This is a genomic window from Streptomyces sp. NPDC058701 (genome assembly GCF_042715295.1).
GTDB lineage: Bacteria > Actinomycetota > Actinomycetes > Streptomycetales > Streptomycetaceae > Streptomyces.
Map to the genome: position 1 here is coordinate 1 of NZ_JBHXSY010000079.1, position 16,736 is coordinate 16,736.

The following is a 16,736-nucleotide window of genomic DNA, read 5'->3' on the forward strand; positions in this document are numbered from 1 at the left end:
CGGCGCCTCCCTCACCTCAGGCGCCCTCATCTGCGAGATCAAGGACTGACGCCCGCCCGGGGACCGCCGACCGCGCCCCGGGCCCACCCCGCACCCCCGCGCCGACGGGGGCTGGAGCCCTCCAGCCCCCGCCGGCGACCACGTGAAGGCCCCGCCAGGACTCCGGTCCGGGCGGGGCCTTCACGCGTACGGGCGGCTGCGGACGGACTGCGGATTCCGGTGCGGCTGACGTGCCGCTTTTCCTTCCTCTGTAGTTCTTTTCATGAGTCTCTGAATAATGCGCGAACCCGTGACGAAATATCACCGGGGTTTGAATAGGAATGCATTGTCGCCCTCTCCTTTATCGCGGAGACTCATTAACAGCTTCCGCTGAAAGGAACCCTGAGATGTCTGAGGAGAGGTACATGGACGCTGCCGTGATTGTCGTGGGCGCGGGTCCGGCCGGGCTGACGCTCGCCGGTGAGCTGCGGCTCGCGGGGGTCGATGTCATCGTTCTGGAGCGCCTCCCCCAGCGCACGGGGGAGTCCCGTGGCCTCGGGTTCACCGCGCGCACCATGGAGGTGTTCGACCAGCGCGGCATCCTGCCCCGCTTCGGTGACGTCGAGACCAGCAACCACGGGCACTTCGGCGGGATCCCCGTCGACTTCGCGGTGCTGGAGGGGGCCCTGCAGGCCGCCAAGACGGTGCCGCAGTCGGCGACCGAGACGCACCTGGAGGAATGGGCGACGAGCGTCGGCGCCGACCTGCGGCGCGGACACGAGGTGCTGTCCATCGACGACGACGGGGACGGCGTCTCCGTCGAGGTCCGCGGCCCCGGCGGCGTCTCGACGCTGCGCGCCGCCTACCTCGTCGGATGCGACGGCGGGCGCAGCATGGTCCGCAAGGCGGTCGGCTTCGACTTCCCCGGCACGCCCGCGACGATGGAGATGTTCCTCGCGGACCTGAAGGGCATCGAGCTGGAGACCCGGATGATCGGGGAGACGCTGCCCGGCGGCATGGTGATGGTCGGCCCGCTGCCCGGCGGGGTCACCCGGATCATCGTGTGCGAGCGCGGCACCCCGCCGCGCCGGCGCCAGAGCCCCCCGGAGTTCCAGGAGGTCGCGGACGCCTGGAAGCGGCTGACGGGCGACGACATCTCGCACGCCGAGCCGGTGTGGGTGAGCTCGTTCGGCGACGCGACCCGGCAGGTGACCGAGTACCGGCGCGGCCGGGTGCTGCTCGCGGGAGACTCCGCGCACATCCACCTGCCGGCCGGCGGGCAGGGCATGAACACGAGCATCCAGGACGCGGTGAACCTCGGCTGGAAGCTCGCCGCGGTCGTCAACGGCTGGGCTCCGCAAGGCCTGTTGGACACCTACCACACCGAGCGCCACGCGGTCGGCAAGCGCCTGCTGATGAACACCCGGGCGCAGGGCCTGCTCTTCCTCAGCGGCCCGGAGGTACAGCCGCTGCGCGACGTGCTCGGCGAGCTGATCGGCTACGAGGACGTCGCCAAGCACCTCGCCGCCATGGTGAGCGGGCTGGAGATCCGCTACGACGTCGGCTCCGGCGACCACCCGCTCCTCGGCCGGCGCATGCCGCAGGTGGAGCTGACCGTCGCAGAGCGCCGCCGGACCAGCCGGGAGCTGCTGCACTCCGCCCGCGGCGTCCTGCTCGACTTCGAGGACAACGCACGGCTGCGCGCCCGGGCCGCCGGCTGGGCCGACCGCGTGGACATCGTCACCGCGGACCCGGCCGAGCTGACCCGGGCGAGCGGCCTCCGCGGAACCTCCGCCGTGCTGGTGCGCCCCGACGGCTACGTGGCCTGGGCCGCGCCCGGCAGCCACCACGACCTGCCGATGGCCCTGGAGCGCTGGTTCGGCAAGCCCCTCGCGGTCTGAGGCCAGCCCGGACCGCCCCCGCAGACGCAGTCACACCAGCCAGAGCACTGGAGGCACAGACCCATGGCCACTACGCAAGCAACGATCGCCCGGCCCACCGCCGGTCCGGCCGAGGAGCGCCGCGCCGTCGTCGCCGCGGCCCGTACCGTCTTCGCCCGCGAGGGCTGGACGCACAGCACCGTCGGGGCCGTGGCGGACGAAGCCGGGCTGGAACAGGGCGCCGTCGAGCACTACTTCAAGGACAAGGAACAGCTGCTGCTGTCCGTCCTGCTCGACAGCGCTGCCTCCGTCGCCGCGGCCCTGACCGTGATCGCCGAGGACCACCTGGTCGAAGTGACGGACCTGGAGCGCGACCTGACCGCGCTGGGGCGGGCGTGGCTCTCGCCGCTCGCCGACTTCCCCGAGCACTTCGCCGTCGTACGCCACCTCGGCGCCGAGATCGTCCGGCTCCCGGGCGGCGTGGTGGAGATGTGGCAGACGTCCGGGCCCCGGCAGGCGCAGCGCGAGCTCGCGCGCCGGCTGGAGCGCCTCGGCGACGCCGGACTCCTCGACATCCCCGACAGCGACCACGCTGCCGGCCGCTTCATCCAGCTGGTCGCGGGCGGCGTCGTCCAGGCCTCGTTCCACGGCGCCCTGCCGCTGTCGGACTTCGAGACCGACTCCCTCGTCGCGGCCGGCGTCGCGGACTTCATCCGCCTGTTCAGCCCCGCAGCCGCGCGCTGACCCCACGGAAGAGAGAAGACATGCACAGCACCCTGATCGTGGCCCGGATGGACGTGGAGTCCAGCGCCGAGGTCGCCCGGCTCTTCGGCGAGTTCGACGGAACCGAGATGCCGCACCGCATGGGCACCCGGCGCCGCCAGCTGTTCTCGTACAAGGGCCTGTACTTCCACCTGCAGGACTTCGACGGCGACAACGGCGGCGAGCTCATCGAGCAGGCGAAGTCGGACCCCCGCTTCGTCGGGATCAGTCAGGACCTCAAGCCGTTCATCGAGGCGTACGACCCGCTGACCTGGCGCTCCCCGGCCGACGCGATGGCCACCCGCTTCTACGACTGGACGGCCTCCAAGTGAAGCCGCTCCGCCACGACATGATGGGAGGGCACCGCTAGTGGGCCGCCGTGTAGTGATCACCGGTGTCGGGGTGCTGGCACCCGGAGGCATCGGTGCCAAGAACTTCTGGAGTCTGCTGAGCGAAGGCCGCACAGCGACCCGGGGCATCACCTTCTTCGACCCCTCCTCCTTCCGCTCCCGGATCGCGGCCGAGGCCGACTTCGACCCGGAGCTGCACGGGCTGACGCCCCAGGAGATCCGCCGCATGGACCGCGCCGCGCAGTTCGGCGTGGTCACCGCCCGCGAGGCGCTCGCGGACAGCGGCCTGGACCTGGCCGGCTTCGACCCGCACCGCACGGGCGTCACCATCGGCAGCGCGGTCGGCGCAACCACCGGACTCGACAACGAGTACCGCGTGGTCAGCGACGACGGCCGGCTCGACCTGGTGGACCACGCCTACGCGCCGCAGCACCTGTACAACCACTTCGTCCCGAGCTCGTTCTCGGCCGAGGTGGCCTGGGCGGTCGGCGCCGAGGGCCCGGCCACGGTGGTCTCCACCGGCTGCACCTCCGGCCTGGACTCCGTCGGCCACGCCGTCGAGCTGATCCGCGAGGGCACCGCCGACGTGATGATCGCCGGCGCCACCGACGCCCCGATCTCGCCGATCACCATGGCGTGCTTCGACGCGATCAAGGCGACGACCCCGCGCAACGACGACCCCGAGCACGCCTCGCGGCCGTTCGACAGCACCCGCAACGGCTTCGTGCTGGGCGAGGGCTCCGCCGTCTTCGTCCTGGAGGAGCTGGAGAACGCCCGCAAGCGCGGCGCGCACATCTACGCCGAGATCGCCGGCTACGCCTCCCGCTGCAACGCCTTCCACATGACGGGCCTGCGCCCCGACGGCCGCGAGATGGCCGAGGCGATCCGGGTGGCCCTCGACGAGGCACGGATGAACCCCGAGTCGGTCGACTACATCAACGCGCACGGTTCGGGCACCAAGCAGAACGACCGGCACGAGACGGCCGCGTTCAAGCTGAGCCTCGGCGACCACGCGTACCGCACGCCCGTCAGCTCCATCAAGTCGATGGTGGGCCACTCGCTGGGCGCCATCGGCTCCATCGAGATCGCCGCCTCGGTCCTGGCGATGGAACACCACGTGGTGCCGCCCACCGCGAACCTGCACACCCCGGACCCCGAGTGCGACCTCGACTACGTCCCGCTCGTGGCGCGCGACCACCGCACCGACGCGGTCCTGACGGTCGGCAGCGGATTCGGCGGGTTCCAGAGCGCGATGGTGCTGGCCCGTCCTGAGAGGAGCGCGTCATGAGCGCCAAGGCAGTGATCACCGGTATCGGCGTCGCCACCCCCAACGGGCTGGGCGTGGAGGACTTCTGGGCCGCCACGCGCGTCGGCAAGAACGCCATCGGGCCGATCACCCGCTTCGACCCGTCCCCGTACCCGTCGCGCCTGGCCGGCGAGATCCGCGGCTTCGAGGCCGAGGACCACCTGCCGAGCCGGCTGATCCCGCAGACCGACCGGATGACGCGGCTCGCGCTGGTCGCCGCCGACTGCGCCTTCGAGGACGCGGGCGTCAAGCCCGGGGACATCCCCGAGTACGACATGGGCGTGGTGACCGCCTCCACCTCGGGCGGCTTCGAGTTCGGCCAGAACGAGCTGAAGAACCTGTGGAGCCAGGGCAGCCAGTACGTCTCGGCCTACCAGTCCTTCGCCTGGTTCTACGCCGTCAACAGCGGCCAGATCTCCATCCGCAACGGCATGCGCGGCCCCTCCGGCGTCGTCGTCAGCGACCACGCGGGCGGCCTCGACGCCATCGCGCAGGCCCGGCGGCAGATCCGCAAGGGCAGCAAGCTGATCTTCTCCGGCGGCTTCGACGCGTCGATCTGCCCGTGGGGCTGGGTCGCGCAGATCGCCGGCGGCCGGCTGTCCACCAGCGAGGAGCCGGAGCGCGCCTACCTGCCCTTCGACCGGGCGGCCTCGGGCTACGTGCCCGGTGAGGGCGGTGCGCTGCTGATCCTGGAGGACGAGGAGACGGCCCGCGCCCGCGGTGCGCAGAAGATCTACGGCGAGATCGCCGGGTACGGGGCGACCATCGACCCGAAGCCGGGCAGCGGCCGCGAGCCGGGCCTGCGCCGCGCCATCGAGGTGGCCCTGGCCGACGCGGGCGCCGAGCCCGGTGACGTCGACGTGGTGTTCGCCGACGCCGCCGGCACCCCGCGGCTCGACCGCGAGGAGGCCGACGCGATCACCGCGGTCTTCGGACCGAACGGGGTCCCGGTCACCGCGCCCAAGACGATGACCGGCCGGCTGTACTCCGGTTCCGCGCCGGTCGACGTGGTCTCGGCCGTCCTCGCGATGCGCGAGGGCCTGATCCCGCCCACGACCAACGTCGAACTCTCCCCCGAGTACGCGATCGACCTGGTCACCGGCCAGCCGCGGACCGCTTCGCTGCGCAGCGCCCTGGTGCTGGCGCGCGGCGTCGGCGGCTTCAACTCGGCCGTTCTGGTGCGCGCCCCGCACTGAACGCCGTACGGGACGGCGCCCGCCGTGACGCCACTGCCCTGACCGGCGGCGGGCGCCCCGTCCCGGCCCCGCGCACTTCTCCCGCCCCGCTCCGGACCGCCCGCACCAGCCGGGCCGTCCGGCGGGTGGCACCCCCCCCCACGACGTACCCACGACGCACCGACGAGAGGCAAGGAAGCACATGTCCAAGCAGGAGTTCACCACCGAAGACCTCAAGCGCATCCTCCTGGAGGGCGCGGGCGCCGGCGAGGGCGTCGACCTCGACGGCGACATCCTCGACACCGACTTCGAGGAGCTGGGCTACGAGTCGCTGGCGCTGCTGGAGACCGGCGGCCGCATCGAGCGCGAGTACGGCATATCGCTCGACGACGACGTCTTCGCGGACCACCGCACCCCGCGGGCCCTGGTCGCGGCCATCAACGGCTACCTCGACGACCTCGTCACCGCCTGACCTCCCCACTTTCCCGGATCTTGGAGTACTGAGACATGTCGCAGCAGGACAAGCGGGTCGCCCTCGTCACCGGTGGCACCAGCGGAATCGGGCTGGCCGCGGCCCGCCTCCTGGCCGGCTCGGGCCACCAGGTGTTCATCGGCGCCCGCAACGCCGACAACGTCGCCGAGACCGTCAAGGAGCTCCAGGCCGAGGGCCTGGACGTCGACGGCACGACCCTCGACGTCCGCTCCACCGACGACGCCATCGCCTTCGTCCAGGCCGCGGTCGACCGCTTCGGCTCCGTGGACGTGCTGGTGAACAACGCCGGGCGCAGCGGCGGCGGCGTCACCGCCGACATCGACGAGAGCCTCTGGCACGACGTCATCGACACCAACCTCAACAGCGTGTTCCGGCTGACCCACGCGGTGCTGAACACCGGCGGGATGCGCCACAAGGACCGCGGCCGGATCATCAACATCGCCTCGACCGCGGGCAAGCAGGGCGTCGTCCTCGGCGCCCCGTACTCGGCCTCCAAGCACGGCGTCGTCGGCTTCACCAAGGCGCTGGGCAACGAGCTGGCGCCGACCGGCATCACGGTGAACGCGGTCTGCCCCGGCTACGTCGAGACCCCGATGGCACAGCGCGTCCGCCAGGGCTACGCGGCCGCGTACAACGCCTCCGAGGACGCCATCCTCGAAAAGTTCCAGTCGAAGATCCCGCTCGGCCGCTACTCCACGCCGGAGGAGGTCGCCGGCCTGGTCGGCTACCTGGCGTCGGACTCCGCCGCCTCCATCACCTCGCAGGCGCTCAACGTCTGCGGCGGCCTCGGCAACTTCTGAGCCGTCCCGCCGCCCGCCCGCCGCCACGAACCCGATTTCCAAGGAGCATGAGCATGTCGCAACCCGGCCCGCGCGAGGTGGAGCACGAGATCAGGATCTCGGCGCCGCCCGCCGCCGTCTACCGGCTGATCGCCGAGGTGCAGAACTGGCCGCAGATCTTCCCGCCCACGGTCTACGTCGACCACGTCGAGCAGGGCGAGGGCACCGAGCGCATCCGCATCTGGGCCACTGCCAACGGCGAGCCGAAGAACTGGACCTCGCGCCGCACCCTCGACCCGGAGAACCTGCGGATCACCTTCCGCCAGGAGGTCTCCGCGCCCCCGATCGCCTCCATGGGCGGCACCTGGATCATCGAGGCCGTCAACACCGAGGTCTCCCGGGTCCGGCTGCTGCACGACTACCGCGCCGTCGACGACGACCCGGCGGGCCTGGCGTGGATCGACGAGGCCGTCGACCGCAACTCCCGCTCCGAGCTGGCCGCGCTGAAGAAGAACATCGAACGCGTCCACGGCGCCGAGGACCTCACGTTCTCCTTCGAGGACACCGTCCAGATCAACGGCTCCGCCAAGGACGCGTACGACTTCATCAACGAGGCCGACCTGTGGGAGGAGCGCCTCCCGCACGTCGCCAAGGTGCGCCTGGACGAGGACGTCCCCGGCCTGCAGACCCTGGAGATGGACACCCGCGCCAAGGACGGCTCGGTGCACACCACCAAGTCGTACCGGGTGACCTTCCCGCACGACAAGATCGCCTACAAGCAGGTCACCCTGCCGGCGCTGATGACCCTGCACACCGGCTACTGGACGTTCGCGGAGAACGACAACGGCGTCGCCGCCTCCTCCCAGCACACGGTGACCATCAACACCGAGAACATCGCCCGCATCCTCGGCGCCGGGGCGACCGTCGCCGACGCCCGGGAGTACGTGCGCACCGCGCTCAGCACCAACAGCCGCGCCACGCTCGGCCACGCCAAGGCGTACGCGGAAGCCAAGGCGGTCTGACCGTGACCGGGGACTTCACGCACACGCAGGTGATCGTGGTCGGCGCCGGGCCGGTGGGCCTGATGCTCGCGGGCGAGCTGCGGCTGGCCGGCGCAGACGTGGTGGTCCTCGAGAAGCTGACCGCGCCGACCACGGAGTCGCGGGCGTCCACCCTGCACGCCCGCACCATGGAGATCCTCGACGCCCGCGGCCTCCTCGCGCCGCTGGGCGAGGTGCCCCGGGAGGTCGCCGGGCACTTCGGGGGCATCCCGCTCGACCTCACCCTTCCCGGCCCGTACCCGGGTCAGTGGAAGGTCCCGCAGACCCGCATGGAGGAGCTGCTCGGGGAGTGGGCGCGGGACCTGGGCGCGGACGTCCGGCGCGGCCACGAGCTGACCGGGCTGACCGTGACCGGGGACCACGTCGAGGCACGGGCGCTGCGCGCGGACGGGACGACGGCGTCCTTCCGGGCCAGGTGCCTCGTCGGGTGCGACGGGGAGAACAGCGCGGTGCGGCGCCTGGGCGGCTTCGCCTTCCCCGGGGCCGACGCGACCCGCGAGCTGCTGCGCGCGGACGTCGCCGGCATCGACGTACCGAACCGCCGCTTCCAGCGGCTGGAGGGCGGACTCGCCATCGCGGCCCGGCGTCCCGACGGCGTGACCCGGGTGATGGTGCACGAGTTCGGCGCGGTGCCGCGCGGCGGTACGCCGACGTTCGCGGACGTCGCCGACACCTGGAAGCGCGTCACCGGGGAGGACATCACCGGCGGTACCCCGCTGTGGGTGAACTCCTTCGGCGACGCCTCCCGACAGGCCTCGGCCTACCGCGACTTCCGGCTCTTCCTGGCGGGCGACGCCGCCCACCAGCAGATGCCCATCGGCGGCCAGGCGCTCAACCTCGGTCTCCAGGACGCCGTCAACCTCGGCTGGAAGCTGGCCGCCCAGGTGTGCGAGCGGGGTCCCGAGGGGCTGCTCGACAGCTACCACACCGAGCGCCACGCGGTCGGCGCCCGGGTCCTGAGCAACATCCGGGCGCAGGCCCTGCTGCTGCTCGGCGCCGGCGAGGTCGAGGCGGCCCGGCAGGTCGTGGCGGAGCTCGTCGCACACGAGGACGTACGGGCCCACCTGGCCGGCATGGTCGCGGGCCTCGACATCCGCTATGACGTCGGCCCGGGCGGTCACCCGCTGCTCGGCCGCCGGCTGCCGCACCGGCGGCTCACCACCGCGGACGGGCCGGTCACCAGCACCTCGCTGCTGCGGACCGGGCGCGGCGTCCTGCTGCTGAGCGGCGGCGACGGCGCGGGGCTGCGGGACCGCGCCGCCCCCTGGGCGGGCCTCGTCGACACGGTCGTCGCCACGGGGGCGGACCCCGACGGGACGTCCGTACTGGTCCGCCCCGACGGACACGTCGTCTGGGCGGCCGGCGACCCGGCCGGCGACCCCGCCGGCGACGGCGCCGGGGGTCTCACCACGGCCCTGACCCGCTGGTTCGGCACACCGGCCGCCGCCGCACCGCGCACGGCCGCACCGGCCGCGGCGACCTCACCCGCATCCACATCAGCATCAGCCGCAGTGACGGCGAAGCGAAGGAGAACAGGCATGGCAGGCAGGCTCAACGGCAAGACCGCCCTGGTCACGGGTTCGAGCCGCGGCATGGGCCGGGCGACGGCCGTCCGGCTGGCCGCGGAGGGCGCGCTCGTCGCCGTCCACTACACGTCGAACGAGTCGGCCGCCGAGGACGTCGTCTCGTCCATCGAGAAGGACGGTGGCCGGGCCTTCACCGTCCGCGCCGAACTGGGCGTGGCCGGCGACGTCCACGAGCTGTTCCTCGGCCTGGAGAAGGGCCTGCGGGAGCGCACCGGCGGCACCGACCTGGACATCCTGGTCAACAACGCCGGTGTGATGGGCGGCGTCAAGGCCGAGGACACCACCCCCGAGGTCTTCGACCGGCTCTTCGCGGTGAACGCGAAGGCGCCGTTCTTCCTCATCCAGCGGGCACTGAAGAACATGCCCGACGGCGGCCGCATCATCAACATCTCCTCCGGACTGACCCACTTCGCGAACCCGGACGAGATCGCGTACGCCATGACCAAGGGCGCCGTCGAGCAGCTCGCGCTGCACTTCGCGAAGCTCCTCGGCCCGCGCAACATCACCATCAACAGCGTGGCGCCGGGCATCACCCGCAACGGCAACCCGGTGTTCGACATTCCGCAGGCCGTCGAGGCCATGGCCGGGCTGTCCGCCTTCAACCGGGTCGGCGAGCCCGACGACGTCGCCGACGTGGTGGCCTTCCTCGCCACCGACGAGGCCCGCTGGATCACCGGCTCGTTCGTCGACGCCACCGGCGGCACCCTCCTCGGCTGAACCGCCGGCCGGAGCGCGCCGCGCCGACCCCTTCCCACCAGGAACCGAACCAGGACGAGGACCATGACATCCGTCTCGACCGCGACACCGACGCCGAGGGCCCCCGCCCTCTGGGGCCTGCTGTTCGTTCTCGCGGGCAACATGCTCCTCGACGCCCTGGAGGTGTCGGTCGCGCTGGTGGCGCTGCCGTCCATCGGCGACGACCTGCACCTGGCGCCGCCCCAGGCGCAGTGGGTGGTCAGCGGGTTCGCGGCGGGCTTCGGCGGGCTGCTGCTCTTCGGCGGCCGGCTGGTCGCGCTGCTGGGCCGCCGCCCCGTCTACCTCGCGGCGCTCGCCGTGTTCGCGGCGGCCTCGCTCGCCGGCGCGCTCGCGGACGACGGGTACGTGCTCGTCGCCAGCCGGGTCGTGAAGGGCTTCTGCGCCGCGCTGACCGCCCCCACCGGGATGGCGATCATCGCCTCCGTCTTCCCGGAGGGGCGGGCCCGCTCCCGGGCCGTGGCGGTCTACTCGCTCTTCGGAGCGGGCGGCTTCTCGGCCGGACTGCTGCTGTCCGGGGCCCTCACCGAGGTCAGCTGGCGCTGGGCCTTCGCCTTCCCGGCGCCGGTCGCGCTGCTGCTGTTCGCGGCCGGGCTGCGGCTGATCCCCCGGGACGGGCCCGCGCCGGACGGGCCGGACGCGGTCGGGGCGAAGGCCGGCGGGAAGGCTCCCGGCCGCTACAACACGGCGAGCGCGCTCTGCCTGACCGGCGCCGTCCTCGCCCTGGTGTACGCCGTCACCACGGTGCCCGGAGCCGGCTGGGGCGCCCCGCGCACCCTGGGCGCCTTCGCCCTGGCGGCGGTCCTCGCCGCCGTGTTCGTCCGGCGCGAGACCACCGGCGGCCACCCGCTGGTACGCCTCGACCTGCTCGCCCGGGAGCCGCTGGTGCGCTCCGCGCTGGGAGCCGGCGCGCTCAACGGCTCGTACCTCGGGCTGCTCCTGGTGAGCACGCTGCACCTCCAGCAGCGGGCCGGCTGGAGCCCGCTGGAGACGGGCCTGGCCTTCCTGCCGGCCAGCGCTCCCCTCGCGCTGACCGCGCTGTACTCGGGCCGGATCGCGGCCCGGTTCGGCCCGGCCCGGCTGATCGCGGCCGGCGCCGCGGCCGCGCCGCTCGGGTACGCCCTGTACCCGCGCGACGGCCGTCCGGACGTCTCGTACGCGACCGACGTCCTGCCCACCATGCTGCTCGTCGGCGCCGCGTTCGTCCTCGCCTTCACCGCCTTCCACCTCCAGGCCACCGCCGCCGTCCCGGACGGCCGGCAGGCGGAGGCGAGCGGGCTCTACCAGACCGCCGTCCAGCTGGGCGCGGCCCTGGTGACGGCGGCGGCCGCCGCGCTCTACCCCTCCGGGCCCGCCCGGTCCCTCCTGCTGGTCACGGCCGTCGGCCTGTTCGGCCTGCTCCTCGCACTCCGCGGTCTTCGGCCGCGGCGGGCGGCGCACCGCGCCGCCCCCTGACCCCCCACACCCCTCTCCACCCTCTCCACCCCACGAAGGGAACACCCATGTCGAACGAGCCTCTGCGGCTTGCAGTGATCAACAGCAGTGTCCGCGAGGGCCGGTTCGGTCCGGTCGTCGGCGAGTGGTTCGCCGGTCTCGCCAAGGAGCGCGCCGACCTGATCGTCGACGTGATCGACCTCGCCGACCACGAGCTGCCCGTCGCCCTCTCGCACAACCCGTCCGAGGAGGCGGCCGGGATCCTCTCGAAGATCTCGCCCCGCCTGGAGCAGGCCGACGCCTACGTCATCGTGACGCCGGAGTACAACCACAGCTTCCCGGCCTCGCTGAAGCACCTCATCGACTGGCACTACACGCAGTGGCGCGCCAAGCCGGTCGGCTTCGTCTCCTACGGCGGCCTCGCCGGCGGCCTGCGGTCGGTGGAGCAGCTGCGCCCGATCTTCGCCGAGCTGCACGCGGTCACCGTCCGCGACGCGGTCAGCTTCCACATGGCGTGGGAGCAGTTCGGCGAGGACGGCAAGCCGAAGGACGAGACCGGCCCGGCCGGCGCCGCCAAGGTGCTCCTGGACCAGCTCGGCTGGTGGGCGAACGCGCTCCGCGAGGCCCGCGCCAAGACGCCGTACCAGGCCTGACCCACCGGTGGAAGGGGTGCGCCGCCGCACGGCGCACCCCCTCCCCGCCCCGTTTCCCCTCCCGACCACGGCCCGCCCAGGGGGTGAGGACATGACCACTGCGCCGGGCCGACAGGACACGGCACGACCGCAGTTCACGGTGGAGCCCGGCCGGCTCGACCTGTGGCTGGTGCACAGCCCGCTCGGCACCGAGGCGGGGCAGCTGGACCGCTCCGACCTGGACGCCGACGAGCAGCGCCGCGCCGACGCCTTCGTCCGCCGCGACGACGGGCTCCTCTACACCGCCGCCCACATCGCGCTGCGCCGGCTCCTCGGCCGCTACACCGGCACCGCACCGCGGCAGCTGCGGTTCGTACGGGAACGCTGCGCCGACTGCGGCGGGGAACACGGCCGGCCCGCCCTCGCGGCGTCCTCGCCGCCCCTGCACTTCTCGCTCTCGCACAGCGCCGGGATCGCCCTCGTGGGCGTCGCGGCCGTACCGGTCGGGGTGGACGTGGAGCGGCTGCCCCGCCCGGCGACGGTGGAGTACTGCCTGCCGGCGCTGCACCCCTGGGAGCGCGCCGAGCTGGCCCGGGCGCACGGCGCGGACCGGACCCGGCTGTTCGGCCGGACCTGGACGCGCAAGGAGGCCTTCCTCAAGGGCATCGGCACCGGCCTGAGGCGGTCCCCCGCCCAGGACTACCTCGGCGGGGACCGGGCCGCGCACCCGGCCGGCTGGACCGTCCTCGACGTGCCCTGCGGGCCGGCCCACGTCGCCGCGGCGGCCGTGCGCGCCACCGCGCCGCGGACCGTCGACGTACGCCGGCTGTCCCGGGAGTGGCTGCGTGCTCCCGACCCGCTCCGCACGGACCCACCCGCCGACCGATGACGACCCACGACCAGAAGGGCACGAGAGCATGACCCGTACCGCCTTCGTCTTCCCGGGCCAGGGCTCACAGCGCGTGGGCATGGGCCGCGACCTGTACGCGCCCCGGCCGGAGATCGCCGACCGCTACTTCCGCGACGCCGACGACCTCCTCGGCATCCCCCTGTCGCGGCTGTGCCTGTACGGGTCCGCCGCCGAACTGGCCGATCCCGCGATCGCCCAGCCGGCCGTGTTCCTGACGAGTCTCATCACGTACGAGATCCTGCGCGACCGCGGCATCGGGGCGGACGCGGTCGCGGGCCACAGCCTGGGCGAGTACACGGCACTGACCGCCGCCGGCGTACTGCACTGGAGCGACGCCCTCGAACTGGTGCGGCTGCGCGGCGAACTGGTGGCCACCACCAACGACCGGGTACCCAGCGCCACCGCCGCCGTCATCGGGCTCAGCCGCGCCGAGGTCCGCTGGCTGTGCGCCGAGGCCGCCCGCGCCACCGGCCGGGTCGTGGAGGTCACCGGCGACAACGAGCCGGGCCAGACCGCGGTGTCCGGCGAGGCCGCCGCGGTGGACCGGCTGATCAGCCTGGCCCGCGCCGCGGGAGCCGTACGGGTCCAGGAGATCCCGACCGGCGGCCCCTTCCACACGAGCCTGCTCCGCGACGTCGAGGCCGAGTTCACCGAGGCGCTCATCGGCACCCACTTCGCCAACCCCCGCACCCCGCTGGTCTCCAGCGTCACCGGTACCGAGGTGACCACCGCCACCGAGGCCGTGGTCGCGCTGCGCGCGCAGCTCACCAGCCCGGTGCGGTGGACCGAGACGGTACGGCTGCTCGCCGCCCGCGGCACCACCCACTTCGTGGAGGTGGGCCCCGGACTCGTCCTGACGGGCCTGGGGCGCCGCATCGCGCCGCGCACCCGCTCGCTGGCCACCGGCACCACCCGCCAGCTCGACCTGACCGTCGCCGCGTTCGCCGCCCGGCGCCGCGACGCCTCCGCCGCCTGACCACCCGATCGACGTAAGAGAGTTGAGGAAGACGATGCCCGCAGCAGACGCCACGATCCTGGGCCGGATCGACGAGCTCACCGAGATCAAGGAAGCGGCGCGGCGCGGCCCGGACCAGGCCGCCACCGAGCGCCAGCACGCCAAGGGCAAGCTGACCGCGCACGAGCGGATCGCGCTGCTCCTGGACAAGGGTTCGTTCAACGAGGTGGAGCCGCTGCGCCGGCACCGCGCGAGCGGTTTCGGGCTGGAGCACAAGAAGCCGCACGGCGACGGCGTGATCACCGGCTGGGGATCCGTCCACGGCCGCACGGTCTTCGTCTACGCCCACGACTTCCGGGTCTTCGGCGGCGCGCTGGGCGAGGCCCACGCCCAGAAGATCCACAAGATCATGGACCTGGCCGAGGCGGCCGGCGCCCCGCTCGTCTCCCTCAACGACGGGGCCGGCGCCCGCATCCAGGAGGGCGTCTCCGCCCTCGCCGGCTACGGCGGCATCTTCCAGCGCAACACCCGCTCCTCCGGCGTCATCCCGCAGATCTCGGTGATGCTCGGGCCGTGCGCGGGCGGCGCCGCCTACTCCCCGGCCCTCACCGACTTCGTCTTCATGGTCCGTGAGACCTCGCAGATGTTCATCACCGGCCCGGACGTCGTCAAGGCCGTCACCGGTGAGGAGATCACCCAGAACGGCCTCGGCGGCGCCGACGTCCACTCCGCGGTCTCCGGCGTCTCGCACTTCGCCTACGACGACGAGGAGCACTGCATCGAGGACGTGCGCTACCTCCTGTCGCTGCTGCCGGCGAACAACCGCGAGATGTCGCCCGTCGAGCGGTCCGGCGACCCCTCCGACCGGCTCACGGACGCCCTCCTCGACCTGGTCCCGGCCGACCCCGGGCAGGCGTACGACATCCGTTCGGTCATCGTGGAGGTCGTCGACGACGGCGAGTACTTCGAGATCCACCCCGCCTGGGCCACCAACATCGTCTGCGCCCTGACCCGGCTCGACGGACACGTCGTCGGCATCGTCGCCAACCAGCCTGCCGCCATGGCCGGAGTGCTCGACATCGAGGCCTCCGAGAAGGCCGCGCGGTTCGTGCAGTTCTGCGACGCCTTCAACATCCCGCTGGTCACGCTCGTCGACGTCCCGGGCTTCCTGCCCGGCGTGGAGCAGGAGCACAACGGCATCATCCGGCGCGGGGCCAAGCTGCTGTACGCGTACTGCAACGCCACCGTCCCGCGCATCTCCCTCGTCCTGCGCAAGGCCTACGGCGGCGCCTACATCGTCATGGACTCCCGCTCCATCGGCGCCGACCTGGCCCTGGCCTGGCCCACCAACGAGATCGCCGTGATGGGCGCCGAGGGCGCGGCGAACGTCGTCTTCCGCCGCGAGATCAACGCGGCCGACGACCCCGACGCCGTACGGCGGCAGCGGATCGCCGAGTACAAGGACGAGCTGATGCACCCGTACTACGCGGCCGAACGCGGCCTCATCGACGACGTCATCGACCCCCGCGAGACCCGCTCCGTCCTCATCCGCTCGCTGGACATGCTCCGCGCGAAGCACGCCGACCTGCCGTCGCGCAAGCACGGCAACCCGCCGCAGTGACCGCCCCCCGCCCCCGACCCACCGCACCCCGAGGAAAGGCACCCATGACCGAGCAGAAGACCGTCCTGGTCACCGCGGCGACCGGGAACGTCGGCCCGCACGCCGTGCGCCAGCTGCTGGCGGCGGGCGTGAAGGTCCGCGCCCTGGTCCTGAAGGACGACCCGAACACCGGCCGGCTGCCGGAGGGCACCGAACTGTACGAGGGCGACCTGCGCGACCCCGACAGCCTGGACGCGGCCCTGGACGGCGTCGACGGCGTCTTCCTGATGTGGCCGTTCTTCACCACGTCGGTGGAGACCGCGCCCGCCGTGGTCCGCAAGATCGAGCGGGCGGCCCGCACGGTCGTCCTGGTCTCCTCGATCGGCGTGCACATCGGCCTGGAGCGCGTCGACAACAACTGCCACGCCTACCTGGAGGAGCTGCTGGAGGCCACCACCCTGGAGTGGACCTTCCTGCGCACCACCGGCTTCCAGGCCAACGCCCTCGGCTTCGCCCCGCAGATCACCTCCACCGGCACGGTGTACTTCCCGTACGGGGCCGCCGTACGCACCTCGGTCCACGAGGGCGACCTCGCGGCCGTCGGCGTGGCCGCCCTCGCCGGGACGGGGCACGGCGGGCGGAAGTACCTGGTGACCGGGCCGGAGGCGCTGTCGCAGGAGGAGCAGGTCCGCATCATCGGCGAGGTCGTCGGCCGGGAACTGGGCTGGCAGGACGTGGAGCACGAGGACGCCCGCGCGGCCATGGTCGGCTCCGGCTGGCCGCCCTCGTACGCGGACGGCGCCCTGGACTACTTCGCGATGCTCACCAAGGAGCCGGAGCTCGGCTCGACCGTCGTCGAGGACGTCACCGGCCGCCCGGCCCGCACCTTCCGGGACTGGGCCCACGAGCACGCCGCGGCGTTCCGCCCGCAGGCGTAGGCCGTGTAGCCCCGTGGGGGGGGGGGCCCCCCCCGCCCCCCCCCCCCCCCCCCCCCACAAACCCCAAACGACTCGGCCGCAGTGAAACGAAACCCCCCAACCCACCCCCCCCGAGGCCCGGGGAGGCACCAAAGGAGTGGTGC

Annotated in this window: 15 protein-coding genes; all 15 read left to right on the forward strand. The window is 72.9% G+C overall.

All coding sequences use genetic code 11. The features are described 5' to 3' along the window. The first annotated feature begins 404 nt into the window (after positions 1-404). The 15 genes from ACFWW8_RS36760 to ACFWW8_RS36830 all read left to right on the forward strand — a co-directional run bounded on the left by ACFWW8_RS36760 (position 405) and on the right by ACFWW8_RS36830 (position 16,593). Positions 405-1,880 carry an FAD-dependent monooxygenase gene (locus ACFWW8_RS36760; protein WP_386536842.1) on the forward strand — a complete coding sequence of 492 codons (1,476 nt, stop codon included), beginning with the start codon at positions 405-407 and terminating at the stop codon, positions 1,878-1,880. A 63-nt stretch (positions 1,881-1,943) separates the two neighbouring features. Next, on the forward strand, positions 1,944-2,603 hold the full coding sequence (locus ACFWW8_RS36765; protein WP_386536813.1) for a TetR/AcrR family transcriptional regulator: 660 nt from the start codon (positions 1,944-1,946) through the stop codon (positions 2,601-2,603). Between the two features lie 20 nt (positions 2,604-2,623). Beyond that, positions 2,624-2,953, forward strand: coding sequence for a TcmI family type II polyketide cyclase (locus tag ACFWW8_RS36770; RefSeq protein ID WP_386536816.1), 330 nt, complete (start codon positions 2,624-2,626; stop codon positions 2,951-2,953). Between the two features lie 37 nt (positions 2,954-2,990). Continuing rightward, on the forward strand, positions 2,991-4,259 hold the full coding sequence (locus ACFWW8_RS36775; RefSeq protein ID WP_386536818.1) for a beta-ketoacyl-[acyl-carrier-protein] synthase family protein: 1,269 nt from the start codon (positions 2,991-2,993) through the stop codon (positions 4,257-4,259). Continuing rightward, positions 4,256-5,473, forward strand: coding sequence for a ketosynthase chain-length factor (locus tag ACFWW8_RS36780; protein ID WP_386536821.1), 1,218 nt, complete (start codon positions 4,256-4,258; stop codon positions 5,471-5,473). Before ACFWW8_RS36775 ends, ACFWW8_RS36780 begins: the two co-directional genes overlap by 4 nt. A gap of 181 nt (positions 5,474-5,654) precedes the next feature. Beyond that, a complete protein-coding gene (locus ACFWW8_RS36785) occupies positions 5,655-5,924 on the forward strand; it encodes an acyl carrier protein (RefSeq protein WP_386536822.1) in 270 nt (89 codons plus the stop codon). A gap of 35 nt (positions 5,925-5,959) precedes the next feature. Then, positions 5,960-6,745 carry a 3-oxoacyl-ACP reductase FabG gene (gene fabG, locus ACFWW8_RS36790; protein ID WP_386536824.1) on the forward strand — a complete coding sequence of 262 codons (786 nt, stop codon included), beginning with the start codon at positions 5,960-5,962 and terminating at the stop codon, positions 6,743-6,745. 53 nt (positions 6,746-6,798) lie between these two features. Beyond that, positions 6,799-7,746, forward strand: coding sequence for an aromatase/cyclase (locus ACFWW8_RS36795; RefSeq protein WP_386536827.1), 948 nt, complete (start codon positions 6,799-6,801; stop codon positions 7,744-7,746). 62 nt (positions 7,747-7,808) lie between these two features. Then, entirely contained in the window at positions 7,809-10,088 is a 2,280-nt protein-coding gene (locus ACFWW8_RS36800) for an SDR family oxidoreductase (protein WP_386536844.1), read from the forward strand. Between the two features lie 63 nt (positions 10,089-10,151). Then, entirely contained in the window at positions 10,152-11,579 is a 1,428-nt protein-coding gene (locus ACFWW8_RS36805; protein WP_386536829.1) for an MFS transporter, read from the forward strand. A 47-nt stretch (positions 11,580-11,626) separates the two neighbouring features. Continuing rightward, a complete protein-coding gene (locus tag ACFWW8_RS36810) occupies positions 11,627-12,211 on the forward strand; it encodes an NADPH-dependent FMN reductase (protein ID WP_386536831.1) in 585 nt (194 codons plus the stop codon). A 91-nt stretch (positions 12,212-12,302) separates the two neighbouring features. Further along, the gene (locus tag ACFWW8_RS36815) at positions 12,303-13,079 is read left to right on the forward strand and encodes a 4'-phosphopantetheinyl transferase family protein (RefSeq protein ID WP_386536834.1); all 777 of its coding nucleotides are present in this window, start codon (positions 12,303-12,305) and stop codon (positions 13,077-13,079) included. A gap of 28 nt (positions 13,080-13,107) precedes the next feature. Further along, positions 13,108-14,076, forward strand: coding sequence for an ACP S-malonyltransferase (locus ACFWW8_RS36820; RefSeq protein ID WP_386536835.1), 969 nt, complete (start codon positions 13,108-13,110; stop codon positions 14,074-14,076). A 34-nt stretch (positions 14,077-14,110) separates the two neighbouring features. Then, positions 14,111-15,676: an acyl-CoA carboxylase subunit beta gene (locus tag ACFWW8_RS36825; protein WP_386536837.1), complete on the forward strand. Its 1,566-nt coding sequence runs from the start codon at positions 14,111-14,113 to the stop codon at positions 15,674-15,676. A 44-nt stretch (positions 15,677-15,720) separates the two neighbouring features. Beyond that, the gene (locus ACFWW8_RS36830; RefSeq protein WP_386536839.1) at positions 15,721-16,593 is read left to right on the forward strand and encodes an NAD(P)H-binding protein; all 873 of its coding nucleotides are present in this window, start codon (positions 15,721-15,723) and stop codon (positions 16,591-16,593) included. The last annotated feature ends 143 nt before the right edge of the window (positions 16,594-16,736 follow it).

Bases quoted from the DNA above. Each gene is read 5' to 3' on its own strand.
- ACFWW8_RS36815 (WP_386536834.1), top strand. From the start codon at position 12,303: ATGACCACTGCGCCGGGCCGACAGGACACGGCACGACCGCAGTTCACG.
- ACFWW8_RS36780 (WP_386536821.1), top strand. From the start codon at position 4,256: ATGAGCGCCAAGGCAGTGATCACCGGTATCGGCGTCGCCACCCCCAAC.
- ACFWW8_RS36810 (WP_386536831.1), top strand. From the start codon at position 11,627: ATGTCGAACGAGCCTCTGCGGCTTGCAGTGATCAACAGCAGTGTCCGC.
- ACFWW8_RS36770 (WP_386536816.1), top strand. From the start codon at position 2,624: ATGCACAGCACCCTGATCGTGGCCCGGATGGACGTGGAGTCCAGCGCC.
- ACFWW8_RS36805 (WP_386536829.1), top strand. From the start codon at position 10,152: ATGACATCCGTCTCGACCGCGACACCGACGCCGAGGGCCCCCGCCCTC.
- ACFWW8_RS36830 (WP_386536839.1), top strand. From the start codon at position 15,721: ATGACCGAGCAGAAGACCGTCCTGGTCACCGCGGCGACCGGGAACGTC.
- ACFWW8_RS36795 (WP_386536827.1), top strand. From the start codon at position 6,799: ATGTCGCAACCCGGCCCGCGCGAGGTGGAGCACGAGATCAGGATCTCG.
- fabG (WP_386536824.1), top strand. From the start codon at position 5,960: ATGTCGCAGCAGGACAAGCGGGTCGCCCTCGTCACCGGTGGCACCAGC.
- ACFWW8_RS36800 (WP_386536844.1), top strand. From the start codon at position 7,809: ATGCTCGCGGGCGAGCTGCGGCTGGCCGGCGCAGACGTGGTGGTCCTC.
- ACFWW8_RS36765 (WP_386536813.1), top strand. From the start codon at position 1,944: ATGGCCACTACGCAAGCAACGATCGCCCGGCCCACCGCCGGTCCGGCC.
- ACFWW8_RS36820 (WP_386536835.1), top strand. From the start codon at position 13,108: ATGACCCGTACCGCCTTCGTCTTCCCGGGCCAGGGCTCACAGCGCGTG.
- ACFWW8_RS36825 (WP_386536837.1), top strand. From the start codon at position 14,111: ATGCCCGCAGCAGACGCCACGATCCTGGGCCGGATCGACGAGCTCACC.
- ACFWW8_RS36760 (WP_386536842.1), top strand. From the start codon at position 405: ATGGACGCTGCCGTGATTGTCGTGGGCGCGGGTCCGGCCGGGCTGACG.
- ACFWW8_RS36785 (WP_386536822.1), top strand. From the start codon at position 5,655: ATGTCCAAGCAGGAGTTCACCACCGAAGACCTCAAGCGCATCCTCCTG.